The sequence below is a fragment of the Ensifer sp. 22460 genome (genome assembly GCF_052044935.1).
Taxonomy (GTDB): Bacteria; Pseudomonadota; Alphaproteobacteria; order Rhizobiales; family Rhizobiaceae; genus Ensifer.
This window is the reverse complement of record NZ_JBQENZ010000005.1, coordinates 246,141-265,905: the sequence shown is the minus strand read 5'-3', so window position 1 is coordinate 265,905 and position 19,765 is coordinate 246,141. Positions and strand designations below refer to the sequence as shown.

16 protein-coding genes are annotated in these 19,765 nt (G+C 62.9%); 2 read left to right on the top strand and 14 right to left on the bottom strand.

The window, feature by feature from the left end; all coding sequences use genetic code 11:
- Positions 1–54: 54 nt before the first annotated feature.
- From ACTJKM_RS08695 to ACTJKM_RS08630, 14 genes are all read right to left on the bottom strand, one after another.
- The gene (locus ACTJKM_RS08695) at positions 55–870 is read right to left on the bottom strand and encodes a sensor histidine kinase (RefSeq protein WP_156437192.1); all 816 of its coding nucleotides are present in this window, start codon (positions 868–870) and stop codon (positions 55–57) included.
- A gap of 362 nt (positions 871–1,232) precedes the next feature.
- Positions 1,233–1,589 carry an SPW repeat protein gene (locus ACTJKM_RS08690; RefSeq protein ID WP_057255411.1) on the bottom strand — a complete coding sequence of 119 codons (357 nt, stop codon included), beginning with the start codon at positions 1,587–1,589 and terminating at the stop codon, positions 1,233–1,235.
- 306 nt (positions 1,590–1,895) lie between these two features.
- Positions 1,896–3,635, bottom strand: coding sequence for a gamma-glutamyltransferase (gene ggt / locus ACTJKM_RS08685; protein WP_058330130.1), 1,740 nt, complete (start codon positions 3,633–3,635; stop codon positions 1,896–1,898).
- A 259-nt stretch (positions 3,636–3,894) separates the two neighbouring features.
- Positions 3,895–5,508, bottom strand: a complete 1,614-nt coding sequence (locus ACTJKM_RS08680; RefSeq protein WP_058330131.1) for a GMC family oxidoreductase — start codon at positions 5,506–5,508, stop codon at positions 3,895–3,897.
- A gap of 22 nt (positions 5,509–5,530) precedes the next feature.
- Positions 5,531–6,748 carry a mandelate racemase/muconate lactonizing enzyme family protein gene (locus tag ACTJKM_RS08675; protein ID WP_058329950.1) on the bottom strand — a complete coding sequence of 406 codons (1,218 nt, stop codon included), beginning with the start codon at positions 6,746–6,748 and terminating at the stop codon, positions 5,531–5,533.
- Between the two features lie 5 nt (positions 6,749–6,753).
- On the bottom strand, positions 6,754–8,031 hold the full coding sequence (locus tag ACTJKM_RS08670; RefSeq protein WP_197423549.1) for an MFS transporter: 1,278 nt from the start codon (positions 8,029–8,031) through the stop codon (positions 6,754–6,756).
- A 109-nt stretch (positions 8,032–8,140) separates the two neighbouring features.
- Positions 8,141–9,565 carry an aldehyde dehydrogenase gene (gene aldA / locus ACTJKM_RS08665; protein WP_113511942.1) on the bottom strand — a complete coding sequence of 475 codons (1,425 nt, stop codon included), beginning with the start codon at positions 9,563–9,565 and terminating at the stop codon, positions 8,141–8,143.
- A gap of 150 nt (positions 9,566–9,715) precedes the next feature.
- Positions 9,716–10,594 (bottom strand): LysR substrate-binding domain-containing protein, encoded by an 879-nt coding sequence (locus ACTJKM_RS08660; protein ID WP_082663774.1) that lies wholly within the window; start codon positions 10,592–10,594, stop codon positions 9,716–9,718.
- 267 nt (positions 10,595–10,861) lie between these two features.
- Positions 10,862–12,886, bottom strand: a complete 2,025-nt coding sequence (locus ACTJKM_RS08655) for a beta-N-acetylhexosaminidase (protein ID WP_058329953.1) — start codon at positions 12,884–12,886, stop codon at positions 10,862–10,864.
- Between the two features lie 82 nt (positions 12,887–12,968).
- The gene (locus ACTJKM_RS08650) at positions 12,969–13,910 is read right to left on the bottom strand and encodes an ABC transporter ATP-binding protein (RefSeq protein ID WP_058329954.1); all 942 of its coding nucleotides are present in this window, start codon (positions 13,908–13,910) and stop codon (positions 12,969–12,971) included.
- Positions 13,907–14,722 (bottom strand): ABC transporter ATP-binding protein, encoded by an 816-nt coding sequence (locus ACTJKM_RS08645; RefSeq protein ID WP_058329955.1) that lies wholly within the window; start codon positions 14,720–14,722, stop codon positions 13,907–13,909. Before ACTJKM_RS08645 ends, ACTJKM_RS08650 begins: the two co-directional genes overlap by 4 nt.
- On the bottom strand, positions 14,719–15,621 hold the full coding sequence (locus tag ACTJKM_RS08640; RefSeq protein ID WP_058329956.1) for an ABC transporter permease: 903 nt from the start codon (positions 15,619–15,621) through the stop codon (positions 14,719–14,721). Before ACTJKM_RS08640 ends, ACTJKM_RS08645 begins: the two co-directional genes overlap by 4 nt.
- Positions 15,618–16,601 (bottom strand): ABC transporter permease, encoded by a 984-nt coding sequence (locus ACTJKM_RS08635; protein WP_058329957.1) that lies wholly within the window; start codon positions 16,599–16,601, stop codon positions 15,618–15,620. The genes ACTJKM_RS08640 and ACTJKM_RS08635 overlap by 4 nt, the downstream gene beginning before the upstream one ends.
- Before the next feature lie 19 nt (positions 16,602–16,620).
- Positions 16,621–18,234, bottom strand: a complete 1,614-nt coding sequence (locus ACTJKM_RS08630) for an ABC transporter substrate-binding protein (protein WP_082663775.1) — start codon at positions 18,232–18,234, stop codon at positions 16,621–16,623.
- Between the two features lie 236 nt (positions 18,235–18,470).
- On the opposite strand from ACTJKM_RS08630, the gene ACTJKM_RS08625 reads away from it, so the two are divergent.
- Both ACTJKM_RS08625 and ACTJKM_RS08620 read left to right on the top strand, forming a co-directional pair.
- A complete protein-coding gene (locus ACTJKM_RS08625) occupies positions 18,471–18,752 on the top strand; it encodes a hypothetical protein (RefSeq protein WP_156437194.1) in 282 nt (93 codons plus the stop codon).
- Between the two features lie 182 nt (positions 18,753–18,934).
- Positions 18,935–19,732, top strand: coding sequence for a C1 family peptidase (locus ACTJKM_RS08620; RefSeq protein WP_058329958.1), 798 nt, complete (start codon positions 18,935–18,937; stop codon positions 19,730–19,732).
- Positions 19,733–19,765 lie beyond the last annotated feature (33 nt).

Genomic DNA, 19,765 nt, shown 5'->3' with positions numbered 1-19,765 from the left:
TGGGCAATCAGCTTTTGCCTGCGGGGAGTTCTGCGGCTTATGGGAAGGCAAAGCCTATTCGGCGGCCTCGCTACCGAAGTCCATGCGGAAGCATGCGCCGCCGCCTGGCGAATTCAGAACGGTCATTTGCGCACCATGCCTTCGCGTAATCTGCAGCACGAGATTGAGACCGTGGCCCGCGCCTCGATGCCGCGGCTTCAGCCGGTAAAATGGCTCGAATATTCGCTCGCGCTCTGCCTCGGGAACGCCGGGACCATCGTCGCAGATCTCGATCACGCCGTTACGCTCGACCCGAACGACAATCGCTCCCCTTACCAGGTTGATGACGGCACGCCTGAGAGAAGGCGAGCCCGCCTGAACGAGCGAGCGCTGCACCGCCGGCTCATATGAAAACTCGTAGTCTTCATCGATCGCCAGCGGTGAAATGTCCCGGCTCGCCCGATTGACGATACATGGCACGCCGGCGACCGTCACCAGGGCCAGCAAGACCAGCATCGGCGCGAGGAAAAAGCGCGAAAACTGCAGGATAAGGGCTGACTGGCTCATCAACTCGCCTTGCCCAAACACCGTGAAGTCTCCGTCCGCATTCGACCGGCGCCGGAGAACGGCTAGATAGGGCGATGGATCACCGGCATCGCGAATGTCCGAATAGGTCATCCTGCCGAGATTCTCGCTCATGCCCCGGTAGATCGCTGGGATGTCACCCACCTGAACGACCTCTCCATGGTCGTTGCGCGCGATGAACCAAAAATCCGGATGCCTGGCATGGACGTCCCCCATTTCCTCGGTCTTTGCCAGCACGAGCTTGCCATCCGGACCTCTCTGAATCGCATCAAATGCCGCCTCGCCCGGCGCTGGGCTGACCAACACGCCACCTTCGTCGGCAAGGACCAGGAGGCTTACGAAGAAAGTCCGAAAGCCAGCAGTATCGCCAACTGGAGAACGAGAAGCTGGGCGATCAGCCGCTGTTTGAGAGATCGGGGCCACAGTTTTTTCACCGGCGGCACCATAGGGCTGGCTTGAATGCGCGGTGCATCGTCGAGGCTCGCTCGGACACGTTCGTAGGGATCTAGCTTTTGAAATCACGCAAATCTGAAAGAGGATCGTTCTATACGTTTTCAGGATTTGCTCTCAATCCGGGTGAAGCTGCAAACTCGAGATTGCACCGACATTCCGCCGGCTGTTCGCGGCCCGGAGCTGCGGCGCCGGGCCGCGACCTTCACTGCTCGTCATCATGCATGCGCATGCGGGTGCTGCCGTTCGTCCCAGACCGACCAGATCGCGAGCGCAGTCACCAGTGCCCCGAGGACGACATGCGTCCACATGGGATTGGCGCTGGTCGAGAAGCCGAGCAGCCAGGGGGAAGCGATCAGCCAGAGCCCGACAACGAGGCTTGCCCATTCCTCCCATTCCGCAAACATGGCAAGTGTTGCGATCGCCAGAACGCCGAGCACGACGCCGGCGGCCCAAGCGTTCCAAGCCGGAACGCTCTCGACAACGAAGCCCATGATCCACGGGGAGATGAACAGGCAGACGGCGAGAACCAGATTGATCCAGTCCTGCGCTTTCTTTCCTTCCATCAGTGCCATGACAACCTCCACGAATGAAGTTTGACCAAAGCGTACGACCGCGTGCGGGGCACGCTCTGGAAACCATAATAAATTCAACCGAAAACGCTTTCAAATCTTTTTCGCGCGAGCACCCGGTGATCGCACATGCGAAAGCGCGCAGCGAACCGGCGATCCGCTGCTTTCAAAGGGTGTCAAAGCACCGACTGGCCACCCGCTATCTCGGGCCCTAGATCATTTCACTCATCGAAACACTGAAGTGATCTAAGTCTTTGAAATTACGCAATTCCGGACGGAAAACCGTTTCGCACTTTTCCTGGAATTGCTCTAGTAACCGCGCGCAGCACCTGCGCCGATGCGGCTGTCGACGGCGCCATTGTAGCGGGCGCCGCCGCCGGCCTCGATGTCGGAGAGGCTCTCGCCGCCGACGAGGATGCCGGTCGCCTGCCCCCAGATCGTCCAGCTTTCGTCGATCTGAACGTTATGGCCCATCGCCGACAGCAGCTTGCGGGTGTCGGGCGAGAGCGCATAGGGCTCCATGAACACCTTGTCCGGCAGCCACTGGTGATGGATGCGCGGCGCATCGACGGCTTCCTGGATGTTCATGCCGTGATCGATGACGTTGAGGATCGCCTCGAGCGTAATCGTAATGATGCGGGCGCCACCGGGGCTGCCGATCACCATGAAGGGCTTGCCGTCCTTGGAGATGATCGTCGGGCTCATCGACGACAGCGGCGTCTTGCCGGGCGCGATCGCATTGGCCTCGCCCTGGATCAGCCCATAGAGATTGGGCACGCCCGGCTTCGAGGTGAAATCGTCCATCTCGTTGTTGAGCAGGATACCGGTTCCAGGCGCCACCACGCCGGCGCCGAAGGAGCCGTTCAACGTATAGGTAACGGCGACCGCGTTGCCCTCGTCGTCGATGATCGAATAGTGGGTCGTCTCCTTGCTTTCGCCGAAGCCCTTCGGGATCAGCGTAGCGGAGACGCCGGCGCGGAACGGATCGATCTTGGCGCGGATTTCCTTCGCATAGGCCTTGTCGGTGAGCTTGGCGACCGGGTTTTCGACGAAATCAGGATCGCCGAGCGACGTGTTGCGGTCGACATAGGCATGGCGCATCGCCTCGATCATCGCGTGAACCGTGTCCGCGGCGCCATAGCCCATGTAGGAAAGCGGATAACCTTCGAGCACGTTGAGGATTTCACAGATGATCACGCCACCGGAAGACGGCGGCGGCGAGGAGACGATGTCATAGCCGCGATAGTTGCACTTGACCGGCTCCAGTTCGCGCACCGCATAGCGCTCGAAGTCCGCCTTGGCGAGCACGCCGCCCTTCTCCGAGCTCGCCTTGACGATCTGATCGGCGATCGCGCCCTTGTAGAAGGCGTCCGGGCCTCTTTCGGCAATGCTCGAAAGCGATGCGGCAAGGTCCGTCTGAACCAGCTTCTCGCCGATCACGAAGGGCTTACCGTCATTGAGGAAGATTGCGGCCGCCGCCGGATCTTTCGCCAGCCTTTCGGCCCTGCCCTCGAAGGTACTGACATCGCCCTCCTCCAGCACGAAGCCATCCTTGGCTAGCGCGATCGCCGGCGCGATCAGTTCGGCAAGCGGCTTCGTGCCATAGCGGCTCCGCGCGACCTCGAAACCCATGACAGGCCCCGGCACACCGACGGCGAGATAACCATCGGTGCTCAACCCTTTGATGACATCTCCCTTCCCGTCGAGATACATGGTCTTGGTTGCCGCCTGCGGCGCCCGCTCGCGGAAATCGAGGAAGGTCGTCCTGCCGTCCTTGAAGCGGATGGTCATGAACCCGCCACCGCCGATATTGCCGGCGGTCGGATAGGTGACGGCGAGTGCGTAGCCGACGGCAACGGCTGCGTCGACGGCGTTGCCACCGCTCTTCAAGACGGCGACACCTACATCCGAGGCCAGGTGCTGGGCAGTCACCACCATGCCATGCTCGGCCTTGACCGGTTCCGGCGAGGCGGCTCGGCCCTCTGGCGGAGCCAGACTCAGCGCAAGAAACAAGGTGACGGGCAGACTCTTCAAGCGAAATCTCAGCATGCGTCTCTCCCTCGCAGGCGTTGCTCGCAGTGCCTTGCCGGCGACCGCGAAGCGGACGCCCGCCATCGCGCTAAACGCGCCAGCAACAATCTTTTGGTCAGGCAAGCACTGATTGTGGGCAGCTATGAAGTCCGAGGAGTATAGCCATGCCCGGTCGGCGATGGCAATTCACACCGGACCGATGGCAACGCTTGAACGCGGGGGGCTGTCCTGGGGCGGGCTCCCCCCGCAGGCAACGGGGGGAACCATACGGCTCTCGTCAGGCGGCATCCGCCAGGATGAGAGCCGCGCCCTTTTCCGCAACCATCATCGTCGGAGCGTTGATGTTGCCAGCCGTAATGTTCGGGAAGATGGAGGCGTCGACGACGCGCAGAGCCGGAACGCCATGGACCCGCAGGCTGCTGTCGACGACGGAGCTCGCCTGGTCCGGCCCCATCGCGCAGGTGCCGCAGAGGTGGTAGATCGAGCCTGAGTTTTCGCGAAAATAACCCATCAGCTCATCGTCGCTCTGAACGCGCGGCGCTGGCGAGATTTCTTCCGCGGTTAGCGAGGAGAGCGCCGTGGCGGATGCGATCCGCCGCACCAGCCGGCTTCCCTGCAGCACTTCGTCGATGTCGCGGTCGGTCGTCAGGTAGTTCGGCCGGATCAGCGGCTTTTGCGCGGGGTCGCGGGATGCGATCTGGATGCTGCCGCGGCTGGTCGGCCGGCAGGAGTTGAAACAGATCAGGTAGCCCGGATAGGGCTCCGGTTTCAGCCCAGCCTTCGGATCATTCGGGATCCGATAAGACAGGGGATTGAAGTAAAGCTGGATATTCGGCCGCTCTTCGTCAGGTCTGCCGCGGAAGAAGCCACCGGCCTGATTGACGCTCATCGAGAACGGCCCCTTGCCTGTGAGCAGATATTGCAGACCGAGCCGCATCTGGCCGAACAGGCTGCCGAACTCGTCGTTGAGCGTCGGGATAGTGGCCCGATAGTAGAAGCTGGCGCAGAGATGATCCTGGAGGTTCTGCCCCACGGCCGGCAAATGCCGCTGCGTCTTGACCCCGAGCGAAGACAGCGCCTTGCCGTCCCCGATACCCGAAACCTGCAGCAGTTGCGGGCTGCCGACGGCGCCGGCCGCCAGGATGACTTCGCGCCCCGCGGTAAAGCGCCGGCGGGCCCCGTTCTGGACGACATCGACCCCGGTTACGCGCCCGTCATCCGCAAAGACCAGCCGCTCGGCCTGGGCGTAGCGCTCGATCGTCAGGTTGGGCCGCTTGAGCGCTGGGCGCAAATACTCGGCGCTCGAATGCGAGCGGCGGCCATTGTTGGTGTTGACGTCGTAGACGCCGGCGCCTTCGAGCGAGGCTCCGTTGAAATCATCGTTCAGTGGCAGTTGCAACGATCCGCAGCTCTCGAGAAAGGCGTCGGTGATCGGATGCGTCATGCCGCGCATCGGGGTGATGTGGATCGGGCCTTCGCCGCCATGCCATTCGGACGATCCGCGCGCATGGGTTTCGAGCCGGCGGAAATAGGGAAGCACGTCGTCATAGCCCCAGCCCGCATTGCCGGCGGCTTTCCAGTCGTCGAAATCGTCGCGCGCGCCGCGCACGTAGATCATCGCGTTGATCGATCCGGAGCCGCCCTGGACCTTGCCGCGCGGCACGTAGATGCTGCGATCCTGAAGCTCGGCTTCCGGCTCGCTCGAATACATCCAGTTCACCTGAGGGTTATAGTAACTGCGGGCGTAGCCGACCGGGATCTTGAACCAGAAGGAATTGTCGTTGCCGCCGGCCTCGATCAAAAGCACCTTGTGGCGACCGTTCTCGCTGAGCCGGCTCGCAAGGATGCAGCCCGCCGACCCGGCGCCGACGATGATGTAATCGTAGATCATCTCGTGTCCCTGATATCCGTGTTCACCCGCGCGCGGGCGCAAAGGCCTTCACGTCCGCCGGCCGACCGTCCATCTGCAGGTGCAGGCGCTCACCGGTATAGGGCGTGTGCTTTTCAACCACATCCATGTTGAGCTCGATGCCGAGGCCGGGCTCGCGCGACGGGATGAGGTAGCCGTCCTCGACGGTAAGCTTGGTCTTCAGCACGTCGGCGTGGAAGCCGGAGAAGTCGAGGATCGCCTCGTGGATGAGGAAGTTCGGCGTGGCGGCCGAAAGCTGGATGCTGGCGGCAGCCCCGACCGGGCCGTTGTAGAGATGCGGCGCGATCTGGGCGTAATAGGCCTCGGCCATGCCGGCGATCTTCTTCGCCTCGAGCAAGCCGCCGACACGTGCGACGTTCATCTGCAGGATCGATGCGGCCTTGAGCTCGAGCACACGCTGGAACTCGTATTTCGTCGTCAGGCGCTCGCCGGTCGAAACCGGAATCGAGGTTGCGCGCGCGACCTCGGCCATGGCCGCTTCCTGTCCCGGCGGCACCGGCTCTTCGAACCAGAGCGGATCGTACTTCTCCAGGCGCTTGGCAAGGCGGATGGCGGAGGACGGAACCATCTGGCCGTGGGTGCCGAAGAGCAGGTCGGCGCTGCTGCCGACCGCGTCGCGGATCTTGCGGCAGAACTCTTCGCAGCGATCCATGACGCCGAGCGAAAGCTGGTGGCCGGAATAGTTGGTGTAGGGACCGGCGGGATCGAACTTCACCGCGGTGAAGCCCATCTCGACCATCTCGACGGCGCATTCGGCCGCGAGGTCCGGATCGTTGAAATCGAACTCGCCGGCCGCATTCTTCGGGTAGAGATAGGTGTAGGCCCGAAGCTTCTCGTGCACCGTACCGCCCAAGAAATCGGCGACCGGACGGCCTGCCGCCTTGCCAATGATGTCCCAGCAGGCGATCTCCAGGCCCGAGACTATGCCCATCATCGTCGGGTCGGGGCGCTGGGTGAAGCCACTGGAATAGGCCGAGCGCCAGAAGCGCTCGATCTGGTGCGGATCATGGCCGAGCAGATGCCGTTCGAAGACATCCTCGATCAGCGGCGTCAAGGCGCTTGGATGGAACGACGTCGCATAGATCTCGCCGATGCCCTCGATGCCGCAGGCAGTCGTGAGGCGAACGAAGATCCAGTACATGCCGCCCACATGCGGTGGCGGGACGGCGACGGCATAGGTCCCGAGAGACGCGATCTTCATGGGTGTCATCCCTTTTTCTTGAGGCGAGCCATCAGCACCAGAGTGGCGATGGCTCCGAGAACGCAGATGGCGGCGATGTAGCCGAAATAGAGCTGGTAGCCGGTAATGCCCGGATTGCGGTCCGACAGGTAACCGTTGACGAGCGGCAGATAGGTGTCCGGCGCGTAGCCGACCAGCGAGATGATGCCGATGGCGAGACCCGTGATGTTTGCCGGCACATGGCAATCGTCCAGGATCGCCCAGTAGAGCCCTCGGATCGTATAGGTGATCAGGCCGACGAGCAGCACCAGCCCGACGAAGGGCATGGTGGAGCCGATGCCCGGCAACGTGATCATTGCCACGAGGCTTGCCGCTGCGACGACGAAGCTCAGGAGCAGCATGCCGCATTTGCCGTAACGGTCGCCGAGCAGTCCACCACCGATGCCGCCGACCGGACGCAGCCACAGCTTGATCGTCACGATCAGGCCGGCCATGGCGGCCGAGATGCCGAACCCGCCTTCCTGCAGATAGGCCGAGAAGCTGTAGGTGGCGAGGAAGACGTGGTAGCCGCAGAAGATGATGGCGGCGACGAGCCAGACCTCGGGGATGCGCAACAGTGTCTTGATGTCGACGAGAAGGTTGCCTTCGCGCCTCTTTGATGACCTGTTCGCAGCGATCGGCTGCGACACGGCGAAATAGGCAATGCCGACGACGATGCAGAAAATGGCGTAGAGAAGCACGACGTCGCGGAAACCGGTGGCAAGCCCGGCGCCGCGCGTTTCCGTCGTGAACACGAACAGCGCGATGGCGACGCTTGCAAGGAGTGCCTCGACCAGGCCACGGCCGCCGTCGAGAATACCGAAGAAGCGTCCCTGTTCGTCGGCACCGGCAATCAGGTTCACCTGCTTCAGCGTCGCCGCCCAGAACGTCAACCCGGTCGTGACGCCGAAGCCGCAATAGATGACGAGAAGGGCGGAGTAGCCAGGCAGCGTCGCATACCAGAGACCCAGAAGCCCCGTACCGACCATTGACAGGAGGATCAGGACGCGCGGCTGGACACGGTCGGCGAGCCAGCCGCTGGGCAGGTAGCCAAGCAGGAAGCTGGTTCCGAGGATGGAGTAGAGGACGCCAAGCTCGGTGTTGCTAAGCTTCAGCACGTCCAGCATCGTCGTCTGATAGGACTGGCGCAGGTAGAGGATCGGGTAGATCGCACCGGCGGCGATCACGATCAGCGCTAACTGAAGATAGCGGCTGCGGGCCGACACGGTTGGTGCGGCGATTTCGGTTTCGGCAATCAAGCTCACAGGTAGTCTCCTCCCCCGGCCGACGGCGGGAGCTCTGCTATCGGCCCGGTATTGATATTGGCGTCGGAGCAGTTCCGGCTTTGGCCGGGAATGCTCAGTTTCTCATGGTCTAGTGTTTCAGGACGACGAGGCGCGTCTGGGTGAATTCCATCATGCCGTGCTTGCCGTCGTCGCCACCGAGGCCGGAACGTTTCCAGCCGGCATGGAAGCCCTGATAGGGATCGGCCGGAAAGCGGTTGACATAGAGTTCGCCGGCCTCGATCGCGTCGCTGGCCCGCATAACGGTGCGGTAGTTCTCAGTGAAGAGCACCGAGCTCAACCCGAACTGATGGTCGCTCGCCATGGCAAGCGCTTCCTCGAACGTCGCGTAACGCAGCACGGCAAGCACCGGACCAAAGACCTCCTCGCGCACGATCTCCATCTCCTGGGCGCAGCCGGAAATCAGCGTCGGCGGATAGAAGTAGCCCGGGCCTTCCGGCAGATAGCCACCGACTTCAACGGTCCCACCTTCCGCCCGCGCCTGCTCCACCATCCCGTGAACGCGCTTCTGCGCGGCAGCGTTGGCAAGCGGCCCCATACGGCTCGCGTCCTCGGCGCGGTTGCCGAATGTGCGGGCGGCAAAGCCTTCGCGCAGTTTGGCGAGCAGCCGGTCGTGGACACTTTCATGGACATAAAGCCGTTCGGCGCTGGTGCAGACCTGGCCGCAATGGGCGGTCTTGGCAGCGATGATCATCTCGGCAACGGCATCAAGATCCGCATCCGGCTCGACGATCACAGGCGTCTTGCCGCCCAGTTCGAGCGACGGCTTGGCGATGTTTTGCTTGCAGTATTCGAGCACGATGCGGCCGGCCGAGACGCTGCCGGTCAGTGTGATCATGCCGATGCCGGGATGGGTGCAGAGCGTACGCGCAACATCGTGCGACATCGTGAGGATATTGACGAGGCCATCGGGCAGACCAGCCTCGACAATGGCTTCGGCCACCGCAAAGGCCGAGGTCGGCGTATTGTTGCTCGGCCGCACGACAACCGCATTTCCGGCAATGAGCGCCGGTGCGATCTTCCTGACCAGCGTGTAGATCGGATAGTTGAACGGGATCAGACAGGCGGCGACACCGATCGGCGTGCGCTTCAGGATCAGCGTTTCGCCGGGATTGTCGCTCTCGATCACCTCTCCTTCGATGCGGCGGGCCCACTCGGCGTGGTAGCGCATCAGTTCGGCGCCGTAGATCACTTCGCCGGTCGCGTCAGCGAGGCTCTTGCCGGACTCCAGTGCCAGCGCAGCGCCGATGCGCTCGGCCCGGCTCTCCAACACAGCCGCAAGCCGGCGCAAGGCGTCTCCACGCTGAATGGCAGGCAAGGCGCCCCAGGCGCGTTGCGCCTTCACCGCGGCTTCGACCGCAGCTGTCGCCTCTTCGTCTGTTGCCGCCGGTACCGACGCGAAAACCTCACCGGTTGCCGGATTGCGGACGTCGATTAGGGCCGCGGATGCGCTCTCGATGAAGCGGCCGCCGGAAAAGTTACGATAGGGGCTCATGGCATCTCGGAATGGTTGGGAGAGAGCATCACGAGCGACGATCCGACCTCTCTCCCTGGCCGCAACCGTCAGGAAAATTGATGCGACGATGCAGACCAGGGCACAAGCGAGTAATTTTCCGTGAGAGCATTCCAAAATGGAATGCTTGGCTCAGGCAGCACGGTCGGCTGCGACCTCCGACAGGAGCCATAGGCGGAACGCTTCCACCTTCGAATTGCTTCCGGACTGAGGTCGCGTCACGAACCAGTAGGATTCGTGGCCCTCCACCTCGACGTCAAAGAGCTGCACCAATTGTCCCGATTGCAACTGGCCGCGAACCATCGAGCGATCCGCAACGGTCACGCCGAGCCCGGCGCACGCCGCTTCGATCGCGAGGTCGAGCAGGTCGAATTCCAACCCGCCGCGGGTATCGACGTCCTGGAAGCCTGCCGCGTCCAGCCAGTGACGCCAGGTGAGGTAGCGCCGATCGGGCGAGGCGAGCACATGCAGGAAGGCGAAGCGCTGAAGATCGGATGGGCCGTCGACCTCCGCCCCCTCCAGAAGCGACGGTGCGCAGACGACGACATGCCTTTCCGTCATCAGAATGCTGGCATCGAGCATCGGCCACTCGCCATCACCGAAGCGGATGGCGCAATCGAGAAGCCCGCGCTCGGCAAGCGTATCGGAAGCCTCGGTGCTGATACTGATGTCCACATCCGGCAATGCCTCGCGCAACCGGGCAAGGCGTGGCAGCAGCCAGCGCTTGGCAAAGGTCGGCGGCACGTTGACCCTCAGTCTGTTCTGGTTGCTCTTCTCGGTGATACTGCGCAGCGACACTTCGATGCTGTGAAACGCCTCCTGAATGGTCGCCAGCAACTCGGCGCCGGCCGGCGTCAGTTCCAGATGATGGTGGCGCCGGATGAGCAAATCCTCGCCAAGTTCGTCCTCAAGGTTGCGGACCTGCCGGCTGACGGCGCTCTGCGTCAGATTGAGGCGTTCGGCCGCGCGCGTGAAGCTGCGGGTTTGCCCAACCACTTCGAAGGCCTTCATCGCTGACAATCCAGGAAGTCTTCGCATTGGTACTTTGGCCTCAGGATAGGGGACAACAACATCGACACCGGGTGTCGTCACGGCATCGATGCACTTTTGCGTGGCACACATTGGCGCACAAGCACGAAAATCCAAATCGCACACGGCTGACCGCAAGCACGCGCGTCCGGCACTCTCCAAACGACAAACGGCGGCTTTCGCCGCCGTTTACCTATCCAATCCATCGACTGGCCAAGCCCAGACGAAAACTGGAAACTCATTCGCCCCCTACTCCGCGGCATAGAAGCCGTAGAGCACCGGCATCAGCCCGACGAGCGCCGCGAAACGCTTGAAGGACTTGCGCTCCGGCCGCGTCCAGCCGGTTTCCGCCAGCGCCGAAAGCCGCGGGAAGACGAGGCGGTCGAAGACGGCGCGGTCGGTCATCGGCTCGGACCAGATGCAGCATTGCACGCCGAGTAGGTGCTTCTTCTGCGCGTCCGTCCAGCCCTCGACCGGATCAAAGGTGTAGAGCCTTTCCGGATCCGACCAGCCGGCCCAGCTGGCGCCAGGCTCCGACCAGGCCGGGCTGTTGGCCATGTCGAGATAGTAGACCTGACCGGGGCAGACGACGATGTCGTAGCCTTCTTCGGCGAGTGCTGCCGACGCCTCGACCGTGCGCCAGCCGAAAAGCAGCGACTTTTTCTTATCGATGACGTTGCCGTGCGCCGCCTCCTGCCAGCCGCCGGTGACGCAATCGCGGCTCGCGAGAAACGCCTGCACGCGCGCCAGGAATTCGCCCTGCAGTACCGCAGCACCCGATCCGTCGATCTCGTCGGCGCCGTGGGTGTTGGTGACGACATTCAGCCGCTTGGCATGGGTTTCGGCAACCTCGTCTCCGGCAAGCGCCCGAAGCCGTGTGAGCGCCTCGGGCGAGCCCGACCAGGCGCCGAGCGGTACCTCGTCGGCGCCGACATGAATGGCCCGCATCGGGAACAGTTCGATCAGTTCGTCGAAGATGATCTCGAGCACCCGGTAGGTTTCTTCTCGTGCCGGATTGAGGCAATTGTCCGGAAAGCCCTGGACCGAAAAATAGCTGCCCTGCTCCTCGGGGTCACGCAGTTCCGGGATCGCCTGCAGCATCGCAAAGGAATGGCCGGGAATGTCGATCTCCGGCATCACCTCGATGCCGAGGCTTGCCGCCAGCGCCACGATCTGGCGGATCGCGGCCTTAGTATAGTAACCGCCGGTCGGCTGCGGTCCGGAGCCGAGCAGCGGCGGGATCTTGCGGCCGTGGCCGCGCCAGGCCCCGATTTCCGTCAGCGCCGGATAGGCGTCGATCTCGACGCGCCAAGCCTCGTCGTCAGTCAGGTGCCAGTGGAAACGGTTGAGCTTGTTCCACGCCATCAGCTGCAGGAAGCGCTCAACCTCGGCGGTGCTGTAGAATTGCCGGGCGACATCGAGGTGGGTGCCGCGCCATCCGAGCGCCGGCTCGTCCTTGATCTCACCGCCGGTCGGAAACACGAAGGTGCCCGGATACAGCCGCGCGCCGCGCAGGATCTGCCCAAGCGTGATCAGGCCATAGAGGATGCCGGTCGCCGTGCTACCGGAAACGGCGACGCCAGCGGGAGAGAAGCGGATGGCATAGGCTTCCGGGCCGAGGTCACCAGTCTTCGCCAGCGATACCGGATAACCGCCCTCCGACGCCGGGCGAACGATGCCCTCGACCGGGAACAGGCTTGCGGTGAGATCGGCAAACGCCCTTGCAGCGCTGTGAGCTTCCTCGCCCTCGGGTTTGAGGTCGAGCCCCGGAGGCGCCACCAGTTGCCCGGAAACGGAAACGGCTTGCGGCCACGGTACAATCGAGACCGGGACCGGCGCCACCTTCGGCACCGGATAGACGGCAGCACCACGCTTCAGCTCGGCATTGTCTCCGTGCGCCCGCGAGGCAAGCACCGCCACCGGCGCCATCGTGCCGTCGGAGAGCACCAGGAAGGCGGCGTTGGCACCATCGGTCCAGTGACGCGGCTCATAGCTCATTCCATGTGCCTTCAGCGTCCAGATTGCGCCCGGCGGCACTTCGAGGTCTTCCGGCGCTGCGAACTCGGCATAGTTGGATAGGCGGACGAGCAGCTTGCCACCCTCGATCTCGGCCGCAGGGTCGATACGAGCCGGGCCGGAAACGCCGAGCCGAAAACCCTTGAGCACTCGATCCGAGTTGTTGGTCAAGGTCAGTGCATAGACGGACCTGTCGGCTGTCCCGACCGGCACCCAGAGGGTTTCCAGCAGGAATTCAGATTTGGCGGCAAACGTCATCAAACGGCTCCATGAAATGTTGATCTTTGCAGCCGGCCGAAGGCCGGCGGAGTTCTCGGGGGCTGTCCTCGGTTCACATAGCTCACGCCGGAGCTTGGCCAAGGGCGCGGACGAAATGGTTTTCGGCGACCTCCTCTACCGTGTCCGATGCCGGACGGCTGAGGCGCCGCACCTCTTCGGCATGGGCAAGGAAGCGGGCGCTCTGCCCCGGCACGAACGGGCGATCCGGATCAGGCACGGCTGACAACAGAAGCTGGGTATAGGGATGGCGGGGACTACCGATGACGGCATTGGTCTCGCCCCACTCGACCATCTGGCCGGCAAACATCACAACCACCTCCTCGGCGATGTGCGCAGCGGTGGCGATATCGTGGGTGATGTAGAGCATGGCGAGGTTCCGTTCACGCTTGATCCGCGCGAGCAGCTCGAGGATATCGAGCCTGATCGAAACGTCGAGCATCGACGTCGGCTCGTCGGCGACCAGCACGTCCGGCGCAACAGCAAGTGCCCGGGCGATGTTGACGCGCTGGCGCTGGCCACCGGAGAGCTCATGAGGAAACTTCCGCGCCGTGATGTTTGGATCAAGGCCGACGTCGGCTAGCAGCCGCGCGACCGCGGCCTTCGCTTCGCCGGCGTTCTTGGCATGGCCATGCAAAAGCAGCGGCCGCGCGAGGTGATGGAAGACGGAGAACACCGGATTGAGTGACGCGAAGGGGTCCTGAAAAACCATCTGGATCGCGCGGCGGCGCAGCTTCTCGGCGGCGCGGTCACCCGGCTCGGTCACGTCGGCGCCGCGAAACTGCAGGGCCCCGCTACTCGGCGCATCGAGCCGCGCGACGATGCGGGCGCAGGTCGTCTTGCCGCAACCGGACTCGCCGACCAGTGCCAGCGCACGCCCGGGCCTAAGCGCCAGAGAAATCCCTCTGAGCGCTTCGACCGCGCCGAAGCTGCGCCTGATATCCTTCAGACGGACGATGTCGGTCTGATGGTCAAGGATTGTGCTCGATACCGGCATTACGTTCATTCGACGACCCCCAAGCTGCGGGCGGAACGCGGCAGCTGCGGGATCGCGCCCCAGAGTTTGCGCGTGTAGTCGTGGATCGCCGCACGGCTGATCTGTTGGGTGTCGCCGACCTCGACCAGTTGCCCCTTCAGCATAACACCGATCCGGTGGCAGAGTTGCGCCATCAGATGCAGGTCGTGGGTGATGAACAACACGGAGAAGCCAAGGCTGCGCTGCAGATCGACGAGTTGCTCCAGGATTTCCCGCTGCACCACCACATCGAGCGCCGTCGTCGGCTCGTCCATGATGATGAGCTCCGGCTTCAGCGCCAGGCAGATCGCGATGACGATGCGCTGGCGCATGCCGCCGCTGAACTGGTGCGGATAGTCGTCGAGACGACCCGCCGGAATGCCGACGAGCCGGAACATTTCTTCCGCCCGCGTCCGCGCCTGTGGCCGCGTCGCGCCGGTGTGCTTGCGCAGCACGTCGAAGAATTGCGCCTCGACCCGCATCAGCGGGTTCAGCGAATTCATCGCGCTTTGGAACACCATGCCGATCCGCCGCCAGCGGACATTCTGCAAGGCGGATTCCGGCATCTTGAGAAGGTCTTGCCCATCGAGCAGGATTTCGCCGCCGGCGACCCAGGCCGGGGCTTTCGACAACCGGGTGATCGCGTAGGCGATCGTGCTCTTGCCGCAGCCGGACTCGCCGGCAAGGCCGAAGAGCTCGCCGCGCCTGACCTCGAAAGAGACCTCATTGACGGCGCGGAAAGCACCGTCATCGAGCAGGTAATCGACATTGAGGTTACGGATTTCAAGCAGTGCGTCGCTCATCGGGCAGCCTCCAGTTCGCGGCGGCGCATCCGCGTGAGACGCAGCCAGCGGCTCAAGGCCGGACCGGAGCGAAGTTGCGGATTGGCGATCTCGTCGAAGGTGAAGTTGATGAGCGCGAGACCGAGACCGACAAGGGCAATGCCTGCGGCCGGTACGGCGATGTCCCACCAGGCGCCGACGATGATCGCCGAGGAATTCTGGGCGTTGTAGAGCATGGTGCCCCAGGTCACCCGCAGCGGATCGCCGAAGCCGAGATATTCGAGCGTCGTCTGGGCGACGATCGCGTAGATGATGCTGCCGACAACGTTGATGCCGATCAGCGGCACCAGATTGGGCAGGATTTCCACGAAGATCACTCGCCAATGCGGCTCGCCGACCATACGCGCCGCCACTACGAATTCGCGCTGCCGAAGCGCCATGGTCTGCGACCGGGTCATGCGCGCGCCCCAGGGCCAGGAGGTGAGCGCGATGATCGCCATGATCGCAAGCGGCCCGACCGTGCCGGCAAAGGACGCCAGCAGGATCAGCAACGGGATGTTGGGGATGACCAGCACGGCATTGGTCGCGAGGTCGAGCGTCGCGTCGGTGCGCCCGCCGAAATAGCCAGCAACGAGGCCGACGATGGTGCCGAGCGCGGTAATGGCAAGGCCGGTGGCAAAGCCGACGGCAAGCGACGGCCGAGCGCCCCAGACAAATTGCGAAAAGACGTCGCGCCCCATCTTCGTCGTGCCGAAATAGTGCTCGACCGTCGGCGGCTGGTGCGAGCGGCCGACGCGTTCGCTCGGGTCGCCGGGCGCCAGCACCGGCGCAAACAGCGCCATCAGGCAAAGCGTGAGAATGATGACAAGTCCGGCAACGGCTTTCTTCTGCCGCCGGAACAAGGAGACGCCCGCATTCATGCCCTGCCCTCCCTTATGCGCGGATCGACCACGCCATAGATGATATCGACCAGGAGATTGGCCCCGAGCGTGGCGATCGTCATCAAGAGCAACTGTCCCTGGATGACCGGATAATCGCGGGCGACGCTCGCGGTATAAAGCGTCAGGCCGAGGCCGGGATAGTTGAAGACGATCTCGGTGACGATCGAACCGCCGAAGACCGCCCCCAGCATCAGCGCGAGGTTGGTCAAAACCGGCAGCATGGCATTGCGCGCCGCATAGCCGAACATCACGGCCGTTTCCGAAAGTCCCTTGGCCCGTCCCATCGTGACGTAGTCCTCGCCCAACACCGAGATCATGCTGGAGCGCATCGTCGTCTGGAACTCGCCGATGAGATAGGGCGAGAGCGTCAGCACTGGCAAGATCGCATGCAGGAAGACGCTGCAGAAGAAGGTAAAGTTCAGCCCGGGATCAAGGCTCGGATCATAGGCGTAGCCGACCGGCAGCAGCCGCAGCGTGACGCCAAAGGTGAACAACGTCGCGAGCGCGATGATCACCGGCGGCACGGCGATCAGCACGACCGAGAAAGGCGAAACGAAACTGTCGAAACGACCCCCGCGACGCCAGGCGGCAATGGCGCCTAAGAGCACGCCGATCGAGAGCGAAAAGACGATGGCGGTAACGACCAGGAATGCGGTCCAGCCGGCCGAACGGCCGAGAACCTCGAGCACCGTCTGCGGGTAATATTTGACGGAGACACCGAGATCGAAATGGGCGAGCCCGACGACATAGTCGACGAATTGCTGCCAGATCGGCCGTTCGATCGCGCCGAAGCGCGCCTTGATCGCCTCGATGGCCGCGGGCGTTGCCCGCGGTCCGAGTCGGGCGATCATGCTGTCGACGGGGCTCCCCGGCATCAGCCGGGGAACCGCGAAATTCATGACGATCGCGAATAGGAACGCCACGCAATAGACGGCAAGCCGTCGACGGGAAAGTCGCATCGTTGGAGCCCGTCGTTGCTTATTGCACAGGCTTGAGGCGGAGCAGGTGCACCAGCCGCATCCGGTTGTTGTCGTGGTCCTCCGGGTTCATGACAGGTTCGTCCTTGGTGACCCAGCCGGTAAAGCGCTTGGTCGAGAATTGGTACCAGGTCGGGCCGTTGAAGACGGGAACGACAGGCAGGTTGTCGGCAACGATCACCTGCACCTGGTCGAACAGCTTCTTGCGCTCCTCGTCCGTCGCGGCGCGGCGGTATTCATCGAACACCTTGTCGAGCTCGGGGTTGGAATAGCGCGACGGCGCGCTGGTGATGCGCCCGCCGAAGCCGGTCGACAGCGACTGGAAGTAGCCGCGGAAGGGCGTCGGCCCGTCGGCGCGTGAATTCATCACCGCTTCGAAGCTGCCGTCAAGGATCTGCTTCTGCCACTGCTCGTATTCGGGCGTGGCAACGGACGCATTGATGCCGATCTTGCGCAGGCCTTCGGTCGCGATCTGCACCGCGTCGATCCAGTCGGTCCAACCGTTCGGAACGATGATCGGGAAAGCGATCGGCTTGCCGCTCGGCGTGGTGCGGAAGCCGTCGCCGTCCTTTTTGTAGCCGGCATCGTCGAGCAGCTTGTTGGCCTTGTCGATGTCATAGGCGAGCCACTCGTCCTGCGCGCCCTCGGCTGCCTTGTTGCGCCAACTGTCGAAGCGCGGCGGCAGGCCGCTCGCAAGGGTGTTGACGACGGGATAGCCAAAGCCGGCGATATCGACCATCGCGGTGCGATCCATCGCGAGGCTGAAGGCGCGCCGGAAGGTCATGTCGTTGAAGGCCTCGGCATTGCCGGGGTTCGACGACTTGAAGTTCATCTGGAAGGCGACGGTTTCGGCCGGCGGCTGCCAGTAGCCGTTGTGCTCGGCGTCGAGGCCGACATAGGTCTTGTCAATCTGCGGCAGGAACGAGCCGAACCAGTCGATCGCGCCTTCCGGCAAAAGCGCCAGCATCTGGTCGTTGCCGGAGATCTGCGGCAGCTTGAGGCAATCGACCTTCAGCGTCGCGGCGTCCCAGTAGTTGGGATTGCGGCACTGCTCATAGACCTGCGGCGTAAAGCGGCGGATCTCGGTCATCGGGCCGGAACCGACCGGCGTCTCGTTTTTGAAGGCGAGCGGGTCCTTCACGTCTTTCCAGATGTGCTCGGGCACGACGGGAAAATCGGCAAGCGATTCCGGGAAATGCGTGTCGACGTCCTTGAGATTGATCTTCACTTCGGTCGGCGATAGTGCTTCCACCGAGGCAACCGTTTCGCCAACGCCGACCGTGTCGACAGCCGGGTTCTCCAGCATCATCTCGAGCGTGAATTTCATGTCCGCCGAGGTCAGCGGCTTGCCGTCCGACCATTTGACGCCGTCTCGCAGCGTGTAGGTGATCGACTTCAGGTCGTCGGCAAACTTGTAAGCGGTCGCCAGCCGAAAGACCGGTTTTCCGCCGTCGTAATCGTTGAAGATCACCAGCGGTTCGTAGACGAAATCCATCGTGCTCTGGCGACGGCCACCAAGGTCGAACGGGTTGAAATTCTGCACCCAGCTCGTTTGTTCCTCGATGTGCATGGTGAGCACCGCTTCGGCCCGGGCCTCGGCGGCCGCGAGCATCATCAGCGCTGCGGCGACCGCTCCCAGGCGCCATCGCGCCGCTGTCGCCCGCCTCCTCCCAGCTCCCGGCGCAGTGCCCAAAAGCCGCATTTCCTCGACTGCCGTCATGACGAATTCCCCCTCAGGTTTCGTTGATCGATCTATTAAGTCAAGTAATTTGACTTAACGATAAGTCTGCCAAAGAGGCGCTGTCAATCGGGCTAATTCGCCCTGCCTAAAGTTTCGGGAAAAGAGGGTGAGTGGTATTTCTCATTGCAATACCAATTGCGGAAATCGAGCCTCGGGGATCGGTTCAGCCGCCCGATTTTGATCGCAAAACAACCTGGCTCAGCATCGCAAAGAGAATCACGGCGCAGCCCAGGATCGGCGAAAGGCTCAGCGGCGTCCCAAGAAATACCAGCGTGAAAAGCAGCACCCAGACCGGTTCACGGCACATGAAGACTGACGCCCTTGCCGCCGAGATGCTGCCCGCGAAACTGGAGAACTTCCGGAGTTACCCCATTAAAACTCAGGATACCTAACGTGCACGATCATGATATACTCTACCCCTGCGTGTATCAATTCGAAACATGGCGAACTGCGATCCTTGGCCGGAGCGTGGTTTAGCCTGAGCACGCCTCGAAATACCGGCGGACTGCCGGAACCTGCCCAGTGACATCATTCCTTCAACCTACGCAGCTGGAGCTGCTGACAGGAGGCCTACATGTCGGTGCATGAAGCAATTCTCGATCTCGGCTATGATCCCACCATCCGAGAGGATGGCCCACTCATCCGGCCGCAGGTGCCCGCGGCGCTGCCGACCGCGGCGACCGTCGACCCGCAATACCTCCCGCCCCCGAAGGCGCAGGGGACGCCACGCCATGTCGGCAGTCCCGGGAGCTGCGCCGCATGGGCTTCGACCTATGGGCTCGCCACCTACACGGCGGCCGCAGCGGCGAGCCAGTCCCCATCGAGCACGGCGCTGCAGGCAAGCCCAGCCCACATTTATATCGAAGTCATGAAGAGCTACGGGCAAAAGGGCTGTGCGGGATCGCGGCTTGCATCCTACCTCAACCTGCTCAAGCAGAGCGGAACGCCGAACTGGCAGACGGCCCCCTATTATCCGAACTGCCCCGAGCTCTGGTCGAGCTACGATCCCAACGCCGCCACCGATGGCAGCTTCCAGATTCCCGGCTGGGCCATCGTCGAAACCAGCGATCTCGACGCGATCAAGGCGGTCATCGCCGCCGGCGGTGCGCTATGTTACGGCACGTCGCTCAACGAAGGCTTCATGAAATACGAAGGCCCCGGCCCGATGACCGGCCCCCTCAACAAGGTCCCGAATGTCGGCCATTGCATGCTGATTATCGGCTACGACGACGAGCAGCAGGCGATCCTCATCCAAAACAGCTTCGGACAGGACTGGGGCTGCGAGTGGAACGGACGTCGCGGCTACATCTGGATGAGCTATGAGCTGTTCCAATATCTGGCTCAGGGCCAGGCCATGTATGTCACGGCCTAACCCCAAATGACTCTAGCGGTTTGTTTGAGAGTG

Excerpts from the sequence above, each read along its gene's own strand:
- ggt (WP_058330130.1), bottom strand. The coding sequence starts at position 3,635 with ATGCTGAGATTTCGCTTGAAGAGTCTGCCCGTCACCTTGTTTCTTGCG.
- ACTJKM_RS08620 (WP_058329958.1), top strand. The coding sequence starts at position 18,935 with ATGTCGGTGCATGAAGCAATTCTCGATCTCGGCTATGATCCCACCATC.
- ACTJKM_RS08675 (WP_058329950.1), bottom strand. The coding sequence starts at position 6,748 with ATGAAGATCGCGTCTCTCGGGACCTATGCCGTCGCCGTCCCGCCACCG.
- ACTJKM_RS08640 (WP_058329956.1), bottom strand. The coding sequence starts at position 15,621 with ATGAATGCGGGCGTCTCCTTGTTCCGGCGGCAGAAGAAAGCCGTTGCC.
- ACTJKM_RS08630 (WP_082663775.1), bottom strand. The coding sequence starts at position 18,234 with ATGATGCTCGCGGCCGCCGAGGCCCGGGCCGAAGCGGTGCTCACCATG.
- ACTJKM_RS08650 (WP_058329954.1), bottom strand. The coding sequence starts at position 13,910 with ATGAACGTAATGCCGGTATCGAGCACAATCCTTGACCATCAGACCGAC.
- aldA (WP_113511942.1), bottom strand. The coding sequence starts at position 9,565 with ATGAGCCCCTATCGTAACTTTTCCGGCGGCCGCTTCATCGAGAGCGCA.
- ACTJKM_RS08645 (WP_058329955.1), bottom strand. The coding sequence starts at position 14,722 with ATGAGCGACGCACTGCTTGAAATCCGTAACCTCAATGTCGATTACCTG.
- ACTJKM_RS08690 (WP_057255411.1), bottom strand. The coding sequence starts at position 1,589 with ATGGCACTGATGGAAGGAAAGAAAGCGCAGGACTGGATCAATCTGGTT.
- ACTJKM_RS08680 (WP_058330131.1), bottom strand. The coding sequence starts at position 5,508 with ATGATCTACGATTACATCATCGTCGGCGCCGGGTCGGCGGGCTGCATC.
- ACTJKM_RS08655 (WP_058329953.1), bottom strand. The coding sequence starts at position 12,886 with ATGACGTTTGCCGCCAAATCTGAATTCCTGCTGGAAACCCTCTGGGTG.
- ACTJKM_RS08660 (WP_082663774.1), bottom strand. The coding sequence starts at position 10,594 with ATGAAGGCCTTCGAAGTGGTTGGGCAAACCCGCAGCTTCACGCGCGCG.
- ACTJKM_RS08635 (WP_058329957.1), bottom strand. The coding sequence starts at position 16,601 with ATGCGACTTTCCCGTCGACGGCTTGCCGTCTATTGCGTGGCGTTCCTA.